This window comes from Sphingomonas sp. FG14, assembly GCF_057809675.1.
In genome coordinates, this window is the sequence record NZ_JBMDKK010000001.1 from 176,108 (window position 1) to 195,459 (window position 19,352).

Below are 19,352 nucleotides of genomic sequence, written 5' to 3' on the forward strand. Positions count from 1 at the left end.
CAAATGCGTAGCCGGAGCAGGTGGAATGAAGATCAGTGTCGTGACGGTCAGCTACCATGCTGCGGAAACGATCGAAGACACGATGCGGTCGGTTGCGGAGCAAACGCATCCTGACGTCGAGCACATCGTCGTTGATGGGGGATCGAACGACGGTACGATGGCGATTGTAAAGCAGCGGCTGCGAGCGGGCGGCAAGGCTATTTCCGAACCGGACGACGGGCTATACGACGCAATGAACAAGGGAATTTCGCTGGCGACTGGCGATGTGGTTGGTTTACTGAATTCCGATGACTTTTATGCGTCGCCGACGGTTCTGGCACACGTCGCAGGCGCCTTTGAATCCTCGAATGTCGATGCGGTCCTGGGCGACGTCGCATATTTTCGCGGCTCGGACCCGTCGAGGACGATCAGGCGGTACGACAGCGGTCTTTTTTCTCCCAGGCGGATCGGCTGGGGGTGGATGCCCGCGCATCCGGCGATGTTCCTTACGCGGGAGGCTTATGAGCGCGTTGGTCCATATCGAACGGACTATCGGATCGCCGCCGATTTCGAGTTCGTCGCCCGGGCATTCGGAAAACAGGGCTTGAGCTACGTTCATCTGCCGGAGATTATCGTCAAGATGCGGGCTGGCGGCATCAGCACGGCGGGAGGCGGCGCCAAGCTCACCATCAATCGCGAGGTGCTGCGCGCTTGTCGTGAAAATGGGATCAGATCGAACGCTCTGATGATCGCATCCAAATATCCTGCAAAGTTACTTGGCTACCTGAAATGAAAGTCGCGGTGACGGGTGCGACGGGTTTTATCGGCCGTGAGCTTCTCACGCGACTCGTTGCGGCCGGGCATGTGGCTATCCCCTTGGTTCGTCGTGAGGCCGGACTGCCGAACGAACGCGTCGTTGGAGACCTGGCCGCAGGTGACGAAGTCAGAATGGATCTGCGCGGCGTGGACGCCGTTGTGCACCTGGCTGGTAGAGCGCATGTGTTGCGTGAGACCGCTGGCGATCCCTTGGCCGAATATCGCCGCATCAATGTCGGAGCTACCGAACGCATAGCACATGCATCGGCTGCGGCCGGAGTCCGGCGTGTGGTGATGGTCAGCTCGATCAAGGTGAATGGTGAACGCACCTTGCCTGGCACGCCCTTCCGCTTCGACGACACACCGCAGCCCGAGGATATGTATGGTCGCAGCAAATTCGAAGCCGAGATTGCCGGGCGGGAGATATGCGGGAGCGTGGTCGGTTATACGGTCATACGCCCTTCCATGGTCTATGGTTTTGGAGCGAGAGGCAATTTCGAACGTCTTGTGAAGCTCGTAAGAAGCGGCGCGCCCCTACCGTTCGGCGGACTCACCAATCGTCGGAGTATGATCCATGTCGGCAATCTGGCCGATCTGCTCGTCTGTGTGCTCGAAAGCGAGGCGGCGGACAATGAGATATTTCTTGCCAGTGATGGCGTCGACGTTTCGACAACCGAATTGATCCGGCGATTGGCGAATGCTCTATCCGTTCCCGTACACCTCTTTCAGGTTCCTTCCTCAGTCCTCCGACTGATCGGGCGGGCGCCGGGAGCCGGGGCCTATGTGGAACGTCTTTTCGGCAACTTGCAGGTCGATGCGGGGCATACGTTCCGGCAGCTTGGCTGGACGCCCCCTTATACATTGGACGAAGCACTCGCGCGCTCCGTGAACTGTGAACTGGATTGCGCTTAGTTCCGGTTGGTCAAGAACCATTGATAGGTTGAAGCAATGCCCTCGTGCAGATCGACGCTGGATGACCAGCCCAGCGCGCGCAACTTGTCAGCGCTCATCAGCTTCCTCGGTGTGCCGTCCGGCTTCGACGTGTCGGTCGCGATCTCGCCCGAAAATCCAACGGCATCGCAGACCATCCGCGTCAGTTCGAGAATCGTGACATCGCTACCCGAGCCGACATTGACGTGTTCCGCATCGGAATAGTCCTTGAGCAGGAATACGCACGCGTCGGCGCAATCGTCGACGTGCAGGAACTCCCGTCGTGGCGTGCCGGTGCCCCAGATCGTGATGCTTTCGGCATCCGCCAGCTTCGCCTCATGCGCCTTGCGGATGAGCGCGGGCAGCACATGGCTCGATTGCAGATCGAAATTATCGCCGGGACCGTAGAGATTGGTCGGCATCGCCGAAATATAGTCGCGGCCATATTGGCGCCGATAGGCTTGAGCCAGCTTGATCCCCGCAATCTTCGCGATCGCATACCATTCGTTGGTCGGCTCCAGCGGGCCGGTCAGCAGTGCGTCCTCGGTGATCGGCTGTGGCGCGAACTTGGGGTAGATGCAGCTCGATCCCAGGAAGAGCAGTCGGTTCACGTCGGCGCGGTGCGCGGCCTCGATGATATTTGCCTCGATCATCAGGTTTTCGTACAGGAAATCGACGGGATAGCTGTCGTTGGCCAGGATACCGCCCACCTTGGCGGCGGCGAGCACGATCGCGTCGGGGCGCTCGCTCGCGATCCAGGCGCGAACCGCGGATTGATCGGTCAGGTCGACGATATCGCGGCCGGCGGTCAGGATCTCACAGGATTCGCTTTGAAGGCGGCGCACAACCGCGCTTCCCACCATCCCACGATGACCCGCGACCCAGATGCGTTTGCCGGCAAGGTTGAACATCAGGCGTCCTTCGCGATCGGTGCATCCTGCATGATCTTCAGGTCTTCACGCACCATCTCGCGCGCCAGATCGCGTACCGGCGTCTCGTGGCGCCAGCCCAGTTTCGCATGCGCCTTGGCGGGATTACCGATCAGCAGATCGACTTCGGTCGGACGGAAATAACGCGGATCGACCTCGATCAGGCAGCGGCCAGTCTTGGTGCAATAGCCTTTCTCGTCGACGCCTTCTCCGTGCCATTCGAGTATGATGCCGACATCCTCGAATGCCCATTCGACGAACGTGCGCACCGGCGTTGTCTCACCCGTCGCGAGGACATAGTCGTCGGCTTCGTCCTGCTGGAGCATCAGCCACATGCCGCGCACATATTCGCGCGCATGTCCCCAGTCGCGCTTGGCGTCGAGATTACCGAGATACAGGCGATCCTGTCTGTCCAGGCTGATCGCGGCGGCGGCGCGGGTGATCTTGCGGGTGACGAAGGTTTCGCCGCGCAGCGGGCTTTCATGATTGAACAGGATGCCGTTGGAGGCATGGATGCCATAGGCTTCGCGGTAATTGACGACGATCCAGTAAGCGTAGAGCTTGGCCGCCGCATAGGGCGAGCGCGGATAGAAGGGCGTGGTCTCGCTCTGGGGAACTTCCTGCACCAGGCCGTAAAGCTCCGAAGTCGACGCCTGGTAGAAGCGGCAGCTTCTCTCCATGCCCAGGATGCGCATCGCTTCCAGCAGGCGCAGCGTGCCGATCGCGTCGGCATTGGCGGTATATTCCGGCGTCTCGAAGCTCACCTGGACATGGCTCTGCGCCGCCAGATTGTAGATTTCGGTCGGTCTGGTCTGCTGCACCAGCCGGATCAGGTTGGTGCTGTCGGTCATGTCGCCGTAATGGAGATGGAAGCGTGCCCCCTCGACATGCGGATCCTGATAGATGTCTTCGATCCGGCCGGTGTTGAATGACGAACTGCGCCGCTTCACGCCATGGACTTCGTAGCCCTGCTCAAGCAGAAGCCGGGCCAGATATGCGCCGTCCTGCCCTGTGACGCCGGTGATCAGGGCGATTTTTTCTCCGGACGGCATGCGATGATCTTCCTGCGATGACTGAACTGCACGTCCCTATGGAGAGACAGCCGGCCAAGTCAATTCACGCCCGGTCGGCAGCGTCGCCACGGCCGCCGCCAAAGGCGGTGCGCAGCATCAGATGGAGGTCGCGGGTCAAAGACCAGGGGCCGAGATAGGCTGCATCGGCGACCGCCAATCGTGCCGGCGTCGACATATCGAGGCCGGCGACCTGCGCCGGGCCGGTGATGCCCGGCCGCAGCGCGTGGACGCCCAGGCGTTCGCGTTCGTCGATCAGTTCCTGCTGGGAAGGCAGGCAGGGGCGGGGGCCGACAAAGCTCATCTCGCCGACCAGCACGTTCCAGATCTGCGGCAGTTCGTCGAGCTTGGTCTTGCGGAGCAGGCGGCCCGTGCCCGTGATCTGGCTGGCGCCGACCTCGTGCGAGGCGCGATGCTGGGTATCTGGGCGCATCGTGCGCAGCTTGATCAGCCGGAAGGGGCTGCGGTGACGCCCGACCCGGGTTTGCACGAACAGCGGATTCGCGCGGGTCTCGATCCAGATGGGGATCGCCAGCACCATGCTGATCAATGCGGCCGGCAGCAGCGCGATCAGCGCGAGCGCCAGATCGAACGCGCGTTTGCTCACGCGGCCGTCCGGTAACTGCCGTCAAGCACCGCGCGCCACCAGGCTTCGTTGTCGAGATACCAGGCCAGCGTTCCGGCGAATCCCGAGGTGAAATCGCGCGTGGGAGCATAGCCGAGTTCAGTGCGGGCCTTGTGCTCGTCGATCGCGTAGCGCCGGTCATGGCCCAACCGATCGGTGACATAGGTCTTGAGCGACGCGCTCGGTTCGCCACGCGCGGCAGGGGCCTGCGGGAAGCGTTGGGCAAGCGTGGGATCGGCGGCGAAGGCGTGATCGACGGTGGTGCAGATCGCATCGATCACGGCCATATTGGGCAATTCCTGCCCCCCACCAATATTGTAGGTTTCGCCGGGTCGGCCATGTTCAAGCACCAGTTCGATGCCAAGACAATGATCCTCGACATGCAGCCAGTCGCGCACATTCATGCCGTCGCCATAAATGGGCAGCGATTTGCCGGTCAGGCAATTGATGAGGAACAGCGGGATCAGCTTTTCGGGGAATTGATATGGGCCGTAGTTGTTCGAGCAGTTGCTCGTCGTCGTGCGCAGGCCGAATGTGTGGTGATAGGCGCGCACAAGATGGTCGCTCGCCGCTTTGGATGCCGAATAGGGCGAATTGGGAGCGTAGGGCGTCGTTTCGCTGAAAGCGGGATCGTCGGCGGCGAGGCTGCCATAGACCTCGTCGGTGGAGACGTGATGGAAACGACGGTCACGCCCGCCGGCAATGCCGCTATCGAGCCATTCGGCCTTGGCGGCCTTGAGCAGGCTGTGCGTGCCGACGACATTGGTTTCGATAAAGGCGTCCGGCCCGTCGATCGAGCGGTCGACATGGCTTTCGGCGGCGAAGTGCACGATCGTGTCGATATCGTGGTCGCGCAGGATCTCGCGAACACAGTCGGTGTCGCAGATCGACGCTTGGATCAGCGGCACGTCGACGCCCGCCAGATTGGCGCGATTGCCGGCATAGGTGAGCGCATCGAGCACGATGACGGTATCGGCCGGGTGCTTGGCCGTCCAATGGCGGACGAAATTGGCGCCGATGAAACCGGCGCCGCCGGTGACGAGAAGATCAGACACGCTCGGTTACTTCCTTCAGCATGTTACGCAACGATAAACGCCAATGCGGGGTGGGACCACCCAACAGTGCCCAGGCCGAGCTCTTGTCGAGCACGCTATAGGCCGGGCGGCGGGCGGGGGTCGGATACTCCGCGGTGGCGATGGGGATGATGGCGGGAATGCGCGCCAGCAGGCCGAGCGCGACCGCTTCTTCGGCGGCCGCCATCGCCAGATCGTACCAGCTCGCGACGCCCGCATCGGTCAGATGATGCGTGCCGGATGCATTGTCTGCGATCAGGCGCCACAAGCCATTGGCGAGCGTCGTCGCCCAAGTGGGGGTGCCGATCTGATCGGCGACGACGCGGATCTCGTCGCGTTCGCGCATCAGCCGCAACATCGTCAGCGGGAAATTGCTTCCTTGCGCGGCATGGACCCATGACGTGCGCACGATCAGCGCATCGGCATCGGCGGCGCGCAACGCGATCTCTCCGGCCAGCTTGGAGCGGCCATAGACGCCAAGCGGGTTAGTCGGACTGTCAGGCCGATAGGGCGTGCCGGCGGCGCCGTCGAAGACGAAGTCGGTCGAGATATGCGCGACGCGAATGCCCGTCGCGCGCGCGGCCGATCCGATCCAGCCGGGCGCCTCGCCGTTTACGGCATGGGCCAGCGCTTCGTCGCTTTCGGCACGATCGACGGCGGTATAGGCGGCGGCATTGACCAGCCAGTCGCATTCGGTGCTTGCGATCGCGGCGCGGACCGACGCTTCATCGGACAGGTCGCAGGCATCGCGGCCCAGCGCGATCAGCGATGCATCGGCGGGGCAGGCGGCGCGTATGGCGCGACCGACCTGTCCATCGGCGCCGAGCAGCAGCAATCTCATGCGAAGACGTCCGCCGCGTCCAGCCTGGGCGCTGCCGCATCCTTGCCTGAAAGCTGCGGCGCGCCGATCCCGGCCAGCGGCCAGTCGATCGCGAGTGCCGGATCCGACCAGAGCAGCGAATGCTCATCGTCGGGAGCATAGAAGTCGGTGCATTTATATAGGAATTCGGTGCCGTCTTCGAGGCTGAGGAAGCCATGCGCGAAACCCGGCGGCACCCACAGCATACGTTTATTGGCTTCCGAGAGCGTCACGCCCGCCCATTTGCCGAAATTGGGAGAGGATCGACGGATGTCGACCGCAACATCGAATACCGCGCCGCGCACAACGCGGACCAGCTTGCCCTGGGGCTGGCGGCGCTGATAATGCAGCCCGCGCAGCACACCCCTTGCCGAGCGGCTGTGATTGTCCTGAACGAAGCTCAGATCGAGCCCTGCCCCGGAAAAAGTGGCGGCGTTCCAGCTCTCCATGAAGAAGCCGCGATCGTCGCCGAACACGGTCGGTTCGACGATCTTGACCTCCGGCAGGTCGGTATCGACCAGTTTCACGCGCGCGCCTTTTGTTCGAGCAGCTTGAGCAGATAATGACCATATCCGCTCTTGCTCAAGGGTTCGGCAAGGCGAAGCAGCTGCGCGTCGTCGATCATGCCCTGGTTCCAGGCGATCTCCTCCGGGCAGCAGATCTTGAGCCCCTGGCGCTCCTCGATCACCTGCGTGAAATGCGCGGCCTCGAGCAGCGAGGCATGGGTGCCGGTATCGAGCCAGGCATAGCCTCGGCCCATCAATTCGACGTTGAGCGCGCCTTCCTCCAGATAGAGGCGGTTGACGTCGGTGATCTCGAGTTCGCCGCGCGCTGATGGTGCGATCCGGTGCGAATAATCGACAACGCGGTGGTCGTAGAAATACAGGCCGGTGATTGCATAGTTGGAGCGTGGCTTGGCCGGCTTTTCCTCGACCGAGACGGCGCGGAAATCCTTGTCGAACTCGACGACGCCGTACCGTTCGGGATCGGCGACGTGATAGCCGAACACCGTGGCGCCGGTTTCCCGCGCATCGGCATTCGTCAGCAATTCGGGAAGGCCGTGACCATAGAAGATATTGTCCCCAAGGATCAGCGCGCTCGGCCCGCCGTCGACGAAGTCGCCGCCGATATGGAAGGCCTGGGCGAGGCCGCCGGGTTCGGGCTGGACGGCATAGGTAAGGGTGATGCCCCAGTCGCTGCCATCACCCAGCAGATTCTGGAACGCCGCCTGTTCATGCGGCGTGGTGATGATCAGGATCTCGCGGATTCCCGCCATCATCAGCACTGATAGCGGATAATAGATCATCGGCTTGTCGTAGATCGGCATGAGCTGTTTGCTCAGCGCCCGCGTTGCTGGATAGAGGCGTGTGCCTGTTCCCCCAGCCAGCACAATTCCCTTGCGCAAGAACCGCCTCCCGATGCTGCGATGCAATGTCGGCCGTCTTCATACCCAAATGACGGACGAAGCAAAGCGGCTTCGGCGCTAGCGGCGACGAATGGTGGCTAACGCCAGGTTAGGAAACATATCGTCCCGCTTTCAGCGCGTTTCACCGGCGAAAATCGCGATCATCTCCTCGCGCATCGCGAACTTCTGGACCTTGCCCGTCACCGTCATCGGGAAGGTTTCAACGAAGCGGATGTGGCGGGGGATCTTGAAATGGGCGATCCGGCCCCGACAATGGGCGCGTATGCCCTCGTCATCGAGCGCGGCGCCGGGGCGCAGCACGATCCAGGCGCATAATTCTTCGCCATAGCGATCGTCGGGCACGCCGATCACCTGCGCATCGGCGATACCGTCATGGGTGAGCAGATATTCCTCGATCTCTCGCGGATAGATATTCTCGCCGCCACGGATCACCATGTCCTTGATCCGCCCGACGATCCGGCAATATCCGTCCTCGTCGATTGTGGCGAGGTCACCGGTGTGCATCCAGCCCTCGGCATCGATCGCCTCCGCCGTCCGTACAGGATCGTCCCAATAGCCGATCATCACCGAATAGCCGCGCGTGCAGAGCTCGCCGGTCTCGCCGCGTGCGACGGTCTCGCCATCGGCATCGACCAGCTTGATCTCCAGATGCGGCTGGATGCGACCGACGGTGGAGACGCGCAGGTCGAGCGGATCGTCGGTCTCGCTCTGGAAGCTGACCGGGCTGGTTTCGGTCATGCCATAGGCGATTGTAACCTCGCGCATGTGCATGCGCGCGATCACTTCCTCCATCACCGCGATCGGACAGGGCGATCCCGCCATGATGCCGGTGCGCAGCGAGCGCAGGTCGAACCGGTTGAATTCGGGGTGATTGAGCGCGGCGATGAACATCGTCGGCACGCCGTAGAGCGCGGCGCAGCCCTCGGCCTCCACCGCCTCGAGCACCACGAGCGGATCGAACGCCTCGGCCGGATAGACCATGGTCGCGCCATGGACGATGCAGGCGAGATTGCCCATCACCATGCCGAAGCAGTGATAGAGCGGCACCGGAATGCAGACACGCTCGCCCGGCTGCAATTTGATGCCGCGCCCCACGAACTGGCCGTTGTTGAGGATATTGCGGTGCGACAGTGTCGCGCCCTTGGGAAAACCCGTCGTGCCGCTGGTGAACTGGATATTGACCGCGTCGTCGGGCGTCAGCGTATCAGGAAGCGCCGCGTCGCCGCCGGCGGCCAGTGCCGCGAAGGGCAGGCAGCCTGCATGCGAAGCGTCGCCGAGCGTCGCGACGAGGCGCAGCGCGGGCAGGCGCGTGGCTTCAAGAGCGCCCGGTGTTGCACCGGCCAGTTCGGGCGCGAGTTCGCGCAGCATCGCAACATAGTCACTGGTCTTGTGCGAAGGCGCGAGGACGAGCGCGGTGCAGCTCAGCTTGTTCAATGCATATTCGAGTTCGGCGGTGCGATAGGCGGGGTTGATGTTGACCAGGATCAGTCCCGCCTTGGCGGTCGCGAACTGCATCAGCGTCCATTCGGAACAATTGGGTGCCCAGATGCCGACCCGGTCGCCGGGGGAGAGGCCGGTCGCGAGCAGGCCGCGCGCCAGGGCATCGACGCGTTCGGCCAGCTCGGCATAGGTCCAGCGCACGCCCTGGTGGCGGACGATGAGCGCGAGGCGGTCGGGAAAACGCTCGACCGTCTCGTCGAATTGCGCGCCAATGGTCTTCTCGATCAGCGGCGGCGTATCCGCGCCTTTGACATAGCTTTGCGTCATGCGTCCGCCTTGGCCCATTCCTGTTCGCGCAACTCCTTGCGCCTTATCTTGCCGCTGACGGTTTTCGGCAAGCTTGCCACGAACTCGATCTTGCGCGGATATTTATAGGGCGCGGTCGTCGTCTTCACATGATTTTGCAGCTCGGCGGCGAGCGCCTCCGATCCCGAATGGCCCGTGGCGAGCACGACGAACGCCTTCACGACTTCGCCGCGCGTCGGATCGGGGCTGGCGACCACCGCGCTCTCGGCGACGGCGGCATGTTCGAACAGCGCGCTTTCAACCTCGAACGGGCCGATGCGGTAGCCGGCCGAGAGGATGACGTCGTCGGCGCGGCCGACGAACCAGAAGAAGCCGTCCTCATCAACGATCGCGCGATCGCCGGTCAGATACCAGCCGTCGCGAAAGACGCTGGCGGTGCGTTCGGGCTCGCCGCGATAGCCGGTAAACAGGCCGGGCGGGCGGGTGTCGCCGGCGCGCAGCGCGACATCGCCTTCCGCGCCCGGCGGCGCGGCGATGCCGGCCTCGTCGATCACCGCCAAGTCGATGCCGGGGGCGGGGCGGCCCATCGCGCCGATCCGCGAGGCGCCCGGGCGGTTGCAGCACAACAGCACGGTCTCGGTCTGGCCATAGCCGTCATGGATATCGAGCCCGGTCGCCGCCTTCCACAGATCGATCACTTCGGGATTGAGCGGCTCGCCCGCGCTGACGCAGTGGCGCAGCGTGGGAAAGGCGCGGCCGACAAGATCGGCGCGCACGAACATGCGATAGGCGGTCGGCGGCGCGCAGAGCGTCGTGATCGGGAAACGGGCCAGCAGGTCGAGCGTGGCCGCAGGATCGAAGCCGGGCGCGTGATTAACGAATATCGCGGCGCCCATCAGCCAGGGCGCGAACAAGCTGCTCCACGCCGCCTTGGCCCAGCCGGTGTCCGAGAGGTTCCAGTGCAGGTCGCCGGGCTTCAGGTCGAGCCAGTAGCGGCCGGTGATCCGGTGGGCGAGCGCATAGCCATGGCCGTGGATCGTCATCTTGGGCTGGCCGGTCGTGCCGCTGGTGAAATAGCACAGCGCATCCTCGTCGAACGCGGTGTCCGCGATTTCGGTCAGCGGCGTTGCTGCTGCCTTCTCCGCGCTGTAATCGCGCCAGCCGTCACGCGGGCCGCCGATATGGATTAGCGCGACGTCCTGGTCGGCAAGCGCGCCATCCACGCGATCCGCGATATCCCCGCCCGCGATCACGCATGTCGCTTGCGCCGCATCGCGGCGATAGGCGATATCCTTCGCGCTGAGCTGGATCGTGCCGGGTGACGCGATCGCGCCCAATGCCAAGCAACCCAGCATCAATTCCCACCATTCGATTTCGCGGGAAAGCAGGATCAGCACGGTATCGCCGCGTTTCACGCCCGCACCGGCGAGCACGGCCGCCGCGCGCGCGGCATGGCCGGCCAGTTCGGCGAAGCTGCGATCGATCACGGTGCCGGCGGCGTCAGTCCACAGCAAGGCGCGATCGCCCGGCCGTTCGGTGGCGAGGCGGCCGATCCCGTCCCGCGCGAAATTATATCGCGCGGGCGGATTCCACTCGAAAATATCCTGGGTCATTTGGCCTCGTTGATCACCCGGATCTGCGTGAATTCGGCCAGGCCCTCCTCGGCGAATTCGACGCCGATGCCCGATTGCTTGGCGCCGCCGAACGGGATGTTCGGGCCGAAATCGAGATGCTTGTTGATCCAGACCGTGCCGGCTTCCATCCGCTCGGCCAGATCATAGGCGGTGTCGCGGTCGCCCGACCACACCGAACCGCCAAGACCCCAGGGTGAGGCATTGGCACGGGCCAGCGCATCCTCGGCGTCGGAAAAGCGGATGACGGGCAGGATCGGGCCGAACTGTTCCTCGTCGACCAGTTTCGTGCCGTCGGAAATGTCGCGCACGATGGTTGGACGCACGAAATAGCCGGGCCGATCGTCCACCGTGCCGCCGGCGATGATGGTGCCGTTGGCGCGGGCATCCTCGATGAAGCCCTTGACCTTCTCGTACTGCGCCTTGTTCTGGAGCGGACCGATCTGCGCGCCCTGGAGCAGGCCGTCATCGACCACCGCTTCCTCGGCGAGCCGGGCCAGCGCCGTGCACATCTCGTCATAGATGTCGTCATGAACATAGACGCGCTTGATCGCGAGGCAGACCTGACCGGCGTTCATGAAGGCGCCGCCGAAGATGCCGGGGGCGGCCTTGGCCGGATCGGCATCGGGCAGTACGATCGCGGCATCGTTGCCGCCCAGCTCCAGGGTGATGCGCTTGATCGAGGCGGCGGCGCTCGCCATCACCTTCTTGCCGGTCTCGGTCGATCCGGTGAACGAGACCTTGGCGACATCGGGATGGCTGGTCAGCCGCGCGCCCAGATCGTTCTGATCGGTGACGATGTTGACCACGCCGGCGGGGAAGATCTCCGCGCAGAGCTCGCCCAGCAGCAAGGTGGTGAGTGGCGTCGTCGGCGCCGGTTTCACCACGATTGTGTTGCCGGCCAGCAGCGCCATCGGCAGCTTGAACGCGACGATCAGCACCGGGAAGTTCCACGGGATGATCGCGCCAACCACGCCCAGCGGCTTGCGCTTCATCTCGACGCGGCGGCTGTCGCCATCCTCGATCAGCTTTGCTTCGAGTTCGAGCGAGGAGAGATAGCGGATGAACGCCTCGGTATAGGCGATCTCGGCCGTCGCCTCGGTCAGGGGCTTGCCCTGTTCCTGCGTCAGCAGCCGCGCGAATTCGGGCGCGCGCGCCTGCAATGCGTCGGCAAGCTTGAGCAGCAATGCACGCCGGTCGCCGATCGACGTTTTAGCCCAGGCGGGGAAGGCGGCCTTGGCCGCCGCCACGGCGGCGTCGAGCTGCGCTTCCGATGCGCGTGGGCAGGTGGCGAGCACGGCCTCGGTCGCGGGGTTGAGCACGTCCATGGTCATGTCGCCATCGACGAGCGCACCGTCGATCAGCAGCTTGTATCCGGTCATCTCACTCTCCTTGCAGGCGGCGGGTCGCCTCGTTCTTCTTCATTGTCAGAATCGCGTGCCGACGGTGATGCCATAGGTTCTCGGCGCTCCGACATGGTTATAGTCGAAACCGAAGCCGGCGAGCAGATCGACGCGCGAGGTGAAGTAGAATTTGTTCGCCAGATTCTTGCCCCAGATCGACGCGTTCCAGCGGCCGTCCGCCGATTCCCAGTCGATATGGCCGGAGAGCAGCGCATAGGCGCGCTGCCTGAGCCGGGGGACGTTGAGCACTTCGAAATATTGGCTGGTGGCGTAGCTCAGATCACCGTGCAGGCTGAACTTGCCGCCGGGGCCATCCATCACCGTGGCGTCGAACCCGCCAGCGAAGGTGAAGGAGGGGCGTTGGACAATTTGTTGCCCGCCACATCCACGCCGCTGACGATGCCGCGCTTGATCTTGGTATCGAGGATACCGATGCCCGCGCGCAGCGTCAGCATGTCGCTCGCACGTGCCGTCAGTTCGGCCTCGCCGCCCATGATCCGCGATCGCGGGATGTTGAGCAGGGTCTGCGCGGCGGTCGCCGGGTCGACGTTGATGAATTGCTGGTTGCTGTAGCTGTAATGGAAAACCGCCCCGTTCAATGTGATGCGGCGATCGGCGAACTGGGTCTTCGCGCCCAGTTCGAACGCGTCGATCTTCTCCGCCTTGGCGATCGACAGTTCGGACGGGTCGAAGAAGGCCTGGGCGTTGAAGCTCGGCGCGCGATAGCCCCGGCTGTAATTGGCGTAGAGCAAGGCGTCGCGGTCGATCTTGTAATCGAGCCCGATCTTTCCGGAGAGATTGTTGGTGCTGTAGCGCAGCGACGATGGCGGGATCAGGTTCATCACCAGCACGCCGTTCGGCCCCAGCGCATTGGACTCAAAATTGGTCTGCGATCCCTTGTCCCTGGTATAGCGCAGGCCGCCGCGCAGCTTCAGCGCATCGGTGATCTCGAAGCTCATGTCCGAATACAGAGCATAGCTTTTCTTCAACTGGTCGAAGCTGTTGCGGAACAAGCAACTGAGCGGGAATCCGATGGCGCAATCCAGGTCGGTGACGCCCGGCAGTCCGTCGGAGTCGATGTCCTTGCCGATCTCGAAGGTGGTTTCGTTATACACCTTCTCACGGTTGAAATAGGCGCCGAGGATGAAGTTGAACGGCCCGTCGAAATCGCTGGTCAGGCGCAGATCCTGCGCGAACTGGGTGGCCCGGTCGGTATAGGGGATTTCGAGCAGCTCGGTCGCGGTGCCGTCGGTATCCTCGTAGAAACGAAGGCTGCCCTTGTCCCACGACGTCACGCTGGTGATCGCGAGCGCGTCGCCGATATCGAAGGTGCTGGTGAGCGCCACCGAATAGGTGCGGGCATGGCGCCGGTCGGTGACATTGGCTTCGATCTGCCGGCGGCCGAGGCCGGGGCGGTTGACCGCTTCGGGCTGGGCATAAATGCCGTAATTGCGCGGATTCTGATAGCTGGTCGATGCGCGCAGGACGAAGCGTACGCCGTCCGACGGTTCGAGCAGCAAGGATCCGCGCACGCCATATTCGCGCACGCCCGCCAGATCGGGCTGGCCGGGCAACTGGTTCTTGAACCAGCCGTCTGCGCGCGCGACGGTGACCGCGACGCGCGCGGCCGCGATGTCGCCCAGCGGCACATTGACCGCGCCGTTCAACTCCATGCGGTTGTAGTTGCCGTAGCCGATGCCGAGATAACCCTCGGTCTCGCCTAGCCGCGGCGCACGGCTGATCAGGTTGACCGCACCGCCCGTGGTGTTTTTGCCGTAAAGCGTGCCCTGCGGTCCGCGCAGCACCTCGACGCGTTCGAGATCGTACATCGCGACGCCGAGGAACGCGAAATTGCCCTTATAGACTTCATCATAATAGGTCGCGACCGGGCTCGCCTGATTGAGGCTGTAGTCGGACATGGAGACGCCGCGCAGCGCGAAGATCGGCGTATTGTCTCCGACGGTGGAGGTGAGCTGGAGATTGGGAATCTTGCTGACGAGTTCGTCGGCCTGGGTGACGCGCTGTTTCTGGAGTGCGTCGCCGCCGATCGCAGAAACCGAGATCGGCACTTCCTGAAGCCGTTCGGAGCGTTTCTGGGCGGTGACGACGATGTCGGCGCCCATTTCCTCCGGGGCCGGTTGCGCCTGGGCGGGTGCTGCATCCTGGGCGATCGCCGCGCCGGAACTGCCGGCAAGCAGCAGGGTTGCAATGCGCATCGCGGCGCGCGGGCTGGAAACGGTCATTCTCTTCTCCCCTGTTTATTCAGTTCCCCCACCGCCCTCGATCTCGGCCAGGATGCGCGCACGCGTCTGTGCGGCCTCGGTCCGGAGCGGCCTGCTGCGTAATTGCCCCACCTCGTTCGGCGTGTAGGGCTTGAAATCCTTGGGGACGTGCGCGGGATCGAAGCGCAGCAGCGTCCAGTTCAGAAGTTCGGCGAGCTCGGCGTCGGGCAGCGCCGCGCTCGCCACGCCGGGCACGCGCGCGAGGTAGTCGCGGCCCTCGGGCGTTTTCAGGAAGGTGCCGATGATGCCTGCCATCGCCGGCGTCGTCTGCGGCGTTCCGCTGGCGTCGGCGCGATGGCAGCCCTGGCATTTCAGGATCCAGTTGCTGTGCGCGCGCGCCGGCTTTTCGACGCCGGGCATGGCGATGCCCGCTGCCACGCCGGCTGTTGCCACCACCCCGGCGGCCAGAAGCGCGAGGGTGGCGGCTAATTTCATTTCGCGGTCAACGCCGCGTTGAGCTTGCCGATCGCGGCTGGCGTCATCCCGGCCGCGCCCGCCTTCACCTGGGCGACCTCGGCGGCGGTGAAGGGCTTGGCGGTTCCGCCCTTGGCCGATGTGGCGAGCACATGGTTGAGCACGGCGGCGATCTGCGCGTCGTTCAGGCCCGCCTGGGCCGGCATCACGCCGCGATAGGGCTTGCCTTCCACGGTGATCGGGCCGGAAACGCCCTTGGTCACGACCAGCACCAGATAGCGCCGGCCATCGGGCTTTGACGCGAGCGCGGTGATGTCGCTGCGCAGCGGCGGAAAGGCGCCCGGCACGCCGGCGCCGGTCGCGAGATGGCAGGCGGCGCAGCGCTTGTAGATCGCGGCGCCGTCCGCCGTCTGCGCGGCCGCCGGAGCAGCGAGCAGCGCGACCGCCAGAAGAGGGGCGAGCCGGCGGATCATTTCTCGTCCACCGCCACGCCCAGGATAACCGCGGTCGAGCAGTTGTAGATCGCGCTTTCGGTGCCCAGGCACCAGTTGATGTCGTTGTTCGCCTGCGGTCGCACCATCGGCCGGTCGCCGTCATTGCGGTTGCACAGGCAGTTCCCGCATGAGGATTTGCCGCAGCAATCATTGTAGCTGATGATATAGGCGCGGTTGTCGGCCGGGTTGCGGCAGGTGCCGATCCAGGTGATCGGCGACATCTCGGTGCCCGGCGGGCAGGTGCTCGCGGATCCGCCGCAGCAACTGCACAGGAAGCCGTCGATCGCGCAATAGCGCCAGTAATCGCACTGGGTCTGGTCGCCCGGATCCTGCGGATTGCCCGTGGTCTGTGGCGCCATGCCGCTGGGGCCGCCGCCATGGCTCTGCGCCTGCGCGCGAGAGACGGGGAGGACGGGGATCACCGCCGCGCCGGTGATGGCACCGCCGATCAGGGTGAGCAGGCTGCGGCGCGACGACGACTGCGCGACCTTGCGCGTCATCCGTTCGGCGAAACTGTCGAGGTGCGACATGATGGTCCCCCTATCCGGTGTTCAGCGTTGCGCGAGATATTGCTGGATGGAGGCGACGCCGCGCTCCTTGGCCTCGAACAGGCTTTCCAGATGTTCGCGATTGTTGACGAGGCCGAGCGAGGCGATGCGGCCGGTCTCGTCGATCAGCACCGCGTAGGGCAGCTTGGAGACGCCCAGTTGCCGGCCGAGCGTTTCGGAAAGCACATAGGGGAAGCCCGCGAGATTCTCGGCCATCACCAGCCGGCGATGCGCGGCTGCCTCACCATCGCTGGCCAGCACGATATCGAGCCAGTCATTCTCCGCGCCGTTCGCCGAACGAATGATCGGCAGCAGCGTCTTGCAGACCGGGCAATCGGGCGAGAGGAAGAACAGCAACTGGCTGCGGCCAGGGCGGGCACCGCCGATCGCCACCTTCGCGCCGTCGAGCGCGGTCAGCGTCATGCTGGGGCCGGCATCGCCGACATTGACCTTTTGATGCAGGGTCAGCGCGCCGGCGGGGGCGATGCGTTCGTGGAGCACGCCGACCTGGCGGGCGAGCGCCGCGACGAGCACGCCGAGCACGCCGACGGTGATCCAGAGGAAGATCTGCGAAGCGAGAAACAGGCTGCTCATCGGGCAAGGCTCCGTTTGGAAGGCTGGGCGGGCAAGGCGGCGATCTCGCCGGCGGCGAGGAACAGGGCATAGAGCGCGAGCGCGGCGAAGATCGGCTCGGCAAACGGTACGGGCGTGGTGGGAAGCACCGCGACAAGGGCCGCGAGCAGCGCCAGGCCGAAGGGACGGGCGATGGTGAAGCCGTCAACGGGCTTGCGCTGGACGGCGAAGCCGCATCCGCAATCGAATGCGCTTTCGCCGCGCCTGCGCGCCGCGAGCAGCGCCCCGCCATAGGCAAGCCAGAGCGCGGCGGCGAGCAATGCGCCGATTGGGCGCACCGGCGTCAGCACCAATGCGATCGCGGCAGCGGCCTCGATCGCGGCGGCGGTGAGCGTCACGACGCCGGCGAGCGGTGCTGCAAGCCCCGTCAACCGCCCGGTCGCCATGGCCAGCCGGTCGCGCGCCACGAGTTTGTGGACGGCGGCGGCGGCCAGGACCAGCGCCAGGAAGAGGGCTGCGGCCTGGGCGATCCCGGTCATTAGCGCGCCGCCGTCATCGTCATCGGGTCATGGACCACGCCGACGATCGTTCGTTGGAAAGCGCCGGTCGCCGCGTCATAGACGTCGAGTGAGCCGTCGGGCTTCGACGCGACGAGCAAGGGACTTGCCTGCTGCGTCGCCTCGATCGAGACGCTGTGATTCTTGAGCGCGATGCGGCGGACAAGCGCCTTCTTCACCGGATCGATCACCCAGGCTTCGGTGCCGCCATCCTTGTGGCTACCCTCCTTGCCGTGCGGGTTCATTAGCACATAAAGCAGTCCGGCCTTGTCGGCGGTGATCACCTGCCAGCCGCCGGGCCGCCATTCGGGGTCACCACCGGCAGGCTTCGCGATCTTGAACATGCCCAGGTCGCGCGCAGCGGCGCCGGAAAAATCGATGCCACGGATATTGCCGGTGAAGCTGGCGAACCAGGCGGTGCGCCCGACCATCGCCGGGCTCATGAACAGCGCGTCCTTGTCGATATCGTTGAAGACCTTGCTGGTGACAGTGGGGCCAGCGCGGCCCGCCGCATCGAGCGCGATGCTGGTCATCGTGCCGTCGGCGCACAAGGAGGTGAAACCGCGCGGCCCGGTGGGATAGACGAGCGAGCAGCCGGGCAGGTCGATGTCCGACAGGACCTTGCGTGCGTCCAGATCGACCACGGTCACCGAGGATCCGGGCGTGAAGTTGAAGACCAGCGCCCATTTCTCGTCATTGGTGAATTGCAGGCTGTTCTTGAGCGTGACGAACAGGCCGCGCTTGCCGCCAGGCAGGACGATCTCGCCCTTGGGCGACAATGTCTTCGCGTCCCAGATCGTGATCACGTCGGTGCGTTCGCCGCGCGTGAGCCGCGAGAAGAAGGTTTCGCCGACCAGGATCTCCGGCCGCGTCGTCGCGGGCAGGACGTTGCCGAACTGCGCGGCGGGGATCTGGCCCTTCACGTTGCGGTTTTCGGCCGCGACATCGACCACGGCGACGCGCCCGTCGGGCAGGCTGTTGAAATGCAGGTCGTGCACGAAGACCCAGCTTTCGGGATATTTCTCCGGCAGGACCGCGACGGCGGGCACCGGTTCCTCGGGCAGGGGCTGCGGATAATCGGCGGCGATCGCGGGCGCCGCGACATGCAGGGCGGCAGTGGTCATGGCGATGGCGATGCGGCTGGCGGCGCGGCGCATGCGAACTCCCCTCATTGTCTTGTCCGGGTTTCCCTCCCGGTTCCGGCCTGTCCGACCGAGTCGCTAAAATCTGTACGAACGTCCAAAATTAGTCAATTGCCAAAATTTGATCGCTTGTCCTAATATGCGGACGCGGGTAGCAGGACGTCAGGATTGCTGATTTTGACCGATTTTATTGTTCCCGACCTGAAGATCGCACCGCGCGACGGCGGCTATGCCCGTGGCCAGGATGGCTTCGAGCAGATCCTGCGTGCCGCGCTCACGCTGCTTGTCGAACATGGTTCGGGTGCGCTGACGCTGCGTCGAATCGCCACCGAGAGCGGGATGAATGTCGGCAACCTCAACTATTATTTCCGTTCGAAGGACGAACTGATTCGCGAACTGCTGAACGCGGTGATCAGCAGCTATGAGGATTCGTTCGACGCGATCATGCACGAGCCTGGCGCCACCGCCGCAGAGCGGCTGGAAAAGCTGGTGACGCTGATCCTGGAGGATATCACGACGAAGAAGACGACGCGCTTCTTCCCTGAACTCTGGGTGCTCTCCAACCACGATCCATTCTTTCAGGATCGCATGGAGGAATTGTACGATCGCGCGCGCGTTTCGCTCAACGAACTGATCGCCGAGATCAATCCGGCGCTGCCCGCCGACGAGCGCGAGACTCTGGCGCTGTTCATCTCCGCATCGATGGAGGGGCTGACTGTCTTCGCGGGCTATGAAAAGCCCTGGCGTTCGCGGATGCCCTGGTTCGAACAGATTGCCAAGCGTTCGTTCGTCACGCTGGCGCGTGAACTCAAACCCGGAGAGATCAAGGGGTTATCTTCGGACACTGCCTGATCA

At 64.1% G+C, this 19,352-nt stretch carries 21 protein-coding genes; 3 read left to right on the plus strand and 18 right to left on the minus strand.

All coding sequences use genetic code 11. From position 1 onward, the window contains the following. Positions 1-25 precede the first annotated feature (25 nt). Together ACODTA_RS00785 and ACODTA_RS00790 are read left to right on the plus strand one after the other, a co-directional pair. Positions 26-772, plus strand: a complete 747-nt coding sequence (locus ACODTA_RS00785) for a glycosyltransferase family 2 protein (protein WP_489063823.1) — start codon at positions 26-28, stop codon at positions 770-772. Continuing rightward, positions 769-1,707 carry an NAD-dependent epimerase/dehydratase family protein gene (locus ACODTA_RS00790; RefSeq protein ID WP_489063824.1) on the plus strand — a complete coding sequence of 313 codons (939 nt, stop codon included), beginning with the start codon at positions 769-771 and terminating at the stop codon, positions 1,705-1,707. Before ACODTA_RS00785 ends, ACODTA_RS00790 begins: the two co-directional genes overlap by 4 nt. On the opposite strand, the gene fcl is transcribed toward ACODTA_RS00790, so the two are convergent. The 18 genes from fcl to ACODTA_RS00880 form a co-directional block, all read right to left on the minus strand. Next, a complete protein-coding gene (fcl, locus tag ACODTA_RS00795; protein WP_489063826.1) occupies positions 1,704-2,636 on the minus strand; it encodes a GDP-L-fucose synthase in 933 nt (310 codons plus the stop codon). The genes ACODTA_RS00790 and fcl overlap by 4 nt on opposite strands. Then, the gene (gene gmd / locus ACODTA_RS00800) at positions 2,636-3,706 is read right to left on the minus strand and encodes a GDP-mannose 4,6-dehydratase (RefSeq protein ID WP_489063828.1); all 1,071 of its coding nucleotides are present in this window, start codon (positions 3,704-3,706) and stop codon (positions 2,636-2,638) included. Before gmd ends, fcl begins: the two co-directional genes overlap by 1 nt. Before the next feature lie 64 nt (positions 3,707-3,770). Continuing rightward, the gene (locus ACODTA_RS00805) at positions 3,771-4,331 is read right to left on the minus strand and encodes a sugar transferase (protein WP_489063830.1); all 561 of its coding nucleotides are present in this window, start codon (positions 4,329-4,331) and stop codon (positions 3,771-3,773) included. Continuing rightward, positions 4,328-5,404, minus strand: coding sequence for a dTDP-glucose 4,6-dehydratase (gene rfbB / locus ACODTA_RS00810; protein WP_489063832.1), 1,077 nt, complete (start codon positions 5,402-5,404; stop codon positions 4,328-4,330). Before rfbB ends, ACODTA_RS00805 begins: the two co-directional genes overlap by 4 nt. After that, positions 5,397-6,263, minus strand: coding sequence for a dTDP-4-dehydrorhamnose reductase (gene rfbD, locus ACODTA_RS00815; RefSeq protein ID WP_489063834.1), 867 nt, complete (start codon positions 6,261-6,263; stop codon positions 5,397-5,399). The genes rfbB and rfbD overlap by 8 nt, the downstream gene beginning before the upstream one ends. Continuing rightward, on the minus strand, positions 6,260-6,808 hold the full coding sequence (rfbC, locus tag ACODTA_RS00820) for a dTDP-4-dehydrorhamnose 3,5-epimerase (protein WP_489063836.1): 549 nt from the start codon (positions 6,806-6,808) through the stop codon (positions 6,260-6,262). Before rfbC ends, rfbD begins: the two co-directional genes overlap by 4 nt. After that, the gene (gene rfbA / locus ACODTA_RS00825) at positions 6,805-7,686 is read right to left on the minus strand and encodes a glucose-1-phosphate thymidylyltransferase RfbA (RefSeq protein WP_489063838.1); all 882 of its coding nucleotides are present in this window, start codon (positions 7,684-7,686) and stop codon (positions 6,805-6,807) included. Before rfbA ends, rfbC begins: the two co-directional genes overlap by 4 nt. Before the next feature lie 132 nt (positions 7,687-7,818). Continuing rightward, positions 7,819-9,474, minus strand: coding sequence for an AMP-binding protein (locus ACODTA_RS00830; RefSeq protein WP_489063840.1), 1,656 nt, complete (start codon positions 9,472-9,474; stop codon positions 7,819-7,821). Further along, positions 9,471-11,066, minus strand: a complete 1,596-nt coding sequence (locus ACODTA_RS00835; protein WP_489063842.1) for an AMP-binding protein — start codon at positions 11,064-11,066, stop codon at positions 9,471-9,473. Before ACODTA_RS00835 ends, ACODTA_RS00830 begins: the two co-directional genes overlap by 4 nt. Then, a complete protein-coding gene (locus ACODTA_RS00840) occupies positions 11,063-12,466 on the minus strand; it encodes an aldehyde dehydrogenase family protein (protein ID WP_489063844.1) in 1,404 nt (467 codons plus the stop codon). Before ACODTA_RS00840 ends, ACODTA_RS00835 begins: the two co-directional genes overlap by 4 nt. 45 nt (positions 12,467-12,511) lie before the next feature. Continuing rightward, a complete protein-coding gene (locus tag ACODTA_RS00845) occupies positions 12,512-12,805 on the minus strand; it encodes a hypothetical protein (RefSeq protein WP_489063846.1) in 294 nt (97 codons plus the stop codon). After that, positions 12,805-14,730, minus strand: coding sequence for a TonB-dependent receptor (locus tag ACODTA_RS00850; RefSeq protein ID WP_489063848.1), 1,926 nt, complete (start codon positions 14,728-14,730; stop codon positions 12,805-12,807). The genes ACODTA_RS00845 and ACODTA_RS00850 overlap by 1 nt, the downstream gene beginning before the upstream one ends. Before the next feature lie 15 nt (positions 14,731-14,745). After that, on the minus strand, positions 14,746-15,204 hold the full coding sequence (locus tag ACODTA_RS00855) for a cytochrome C (protein WP_489063850.1): 459 nt from the start codon (positions 15,202-15,204) through the stop codon (positions 14,746-14,748). Beyond that, positions 15,201-15,656, minus strand: coding sequence for a c-type cytochrome (locus ACODTA_RS00860; protein ID WP_489063852.1), 456 nt, complete (start codon positions 15,654-15,656; stop codon positions 15,201-15,203). The genes ACODTA_RS00855 and ACODTA_RS00860 overlap by 4 nt, the downstream gene beginning before the upstream one ends. Further along, a complete protein-coding gene (locus ACODTA_RS00865; protein WP_489063854.1) occupies positions 15,653-16,207 on the minus strand; it encodes a methylamine dehydrogenase light chain in 555 nt (184 codons plus the stop codon). Before ACODTA_RS00865 ends, ACODTA_RS00860 begins: the two co-directional genes overlap by 4 nt. 21 nt (positions 16,208-16,228) lie before the next feature. Next, positions 16,229-16,819, minus strand: coding sequence for a redoxin family protein (locus tag ACODTA_RS00870; RefSeq protein ID WP_489063856.1), 591 nt, complete (start codon positions 16,817-16,819; stop codon positions 16,229-16,231). Then, a complete protein-coding gene (locus ACODTA_RS00875) occupies positions 16,816-17,337 on the minus strand; it encodes a MauE/DoxX family redox-associated membrane protein (protein ID WP_489063858.1) in 522 nt (173 codons plus the stop codon). The genes ACODTA_RS00870 and ACODTA_RS00875 overlap by 4 nt, the downstream gene beginning before the upstream one ends. After that, positions 17,337-18,512, minus strand: coding sequence for an amine dehydrogenase large subunit (locus ACODTA_RS00880; RefSeq protein ID WP_489063860.1), 1,176 nt, complete (start codon positions 18,510-18,512; stop codon positions 17,337-17,339). Before ACODTA_RS00880 ends, ACODTA_RS00875 begins: the two co-directional genes overlap by 1 nt. 162 nt (positions 18,513-18,674) lie before the next feature. Between ACODTA_RS00880 and ACODTA_RS00885 the strand changes: the two genes are divergently transcribed. Next, on the plus strand, positions 18,675-19,349 hold the full coding sequence (locus ACODTA_RS00885; RefSeq protein WP_489063862.1) for a TetR/AcrR family transcriptional regulator: 675 nt from the start codon (positions 18,675-18,677) through the stop codon (positions 19,347-19,349). Positions 19,350-19,352: the final 3 nt, after the last annotated feature.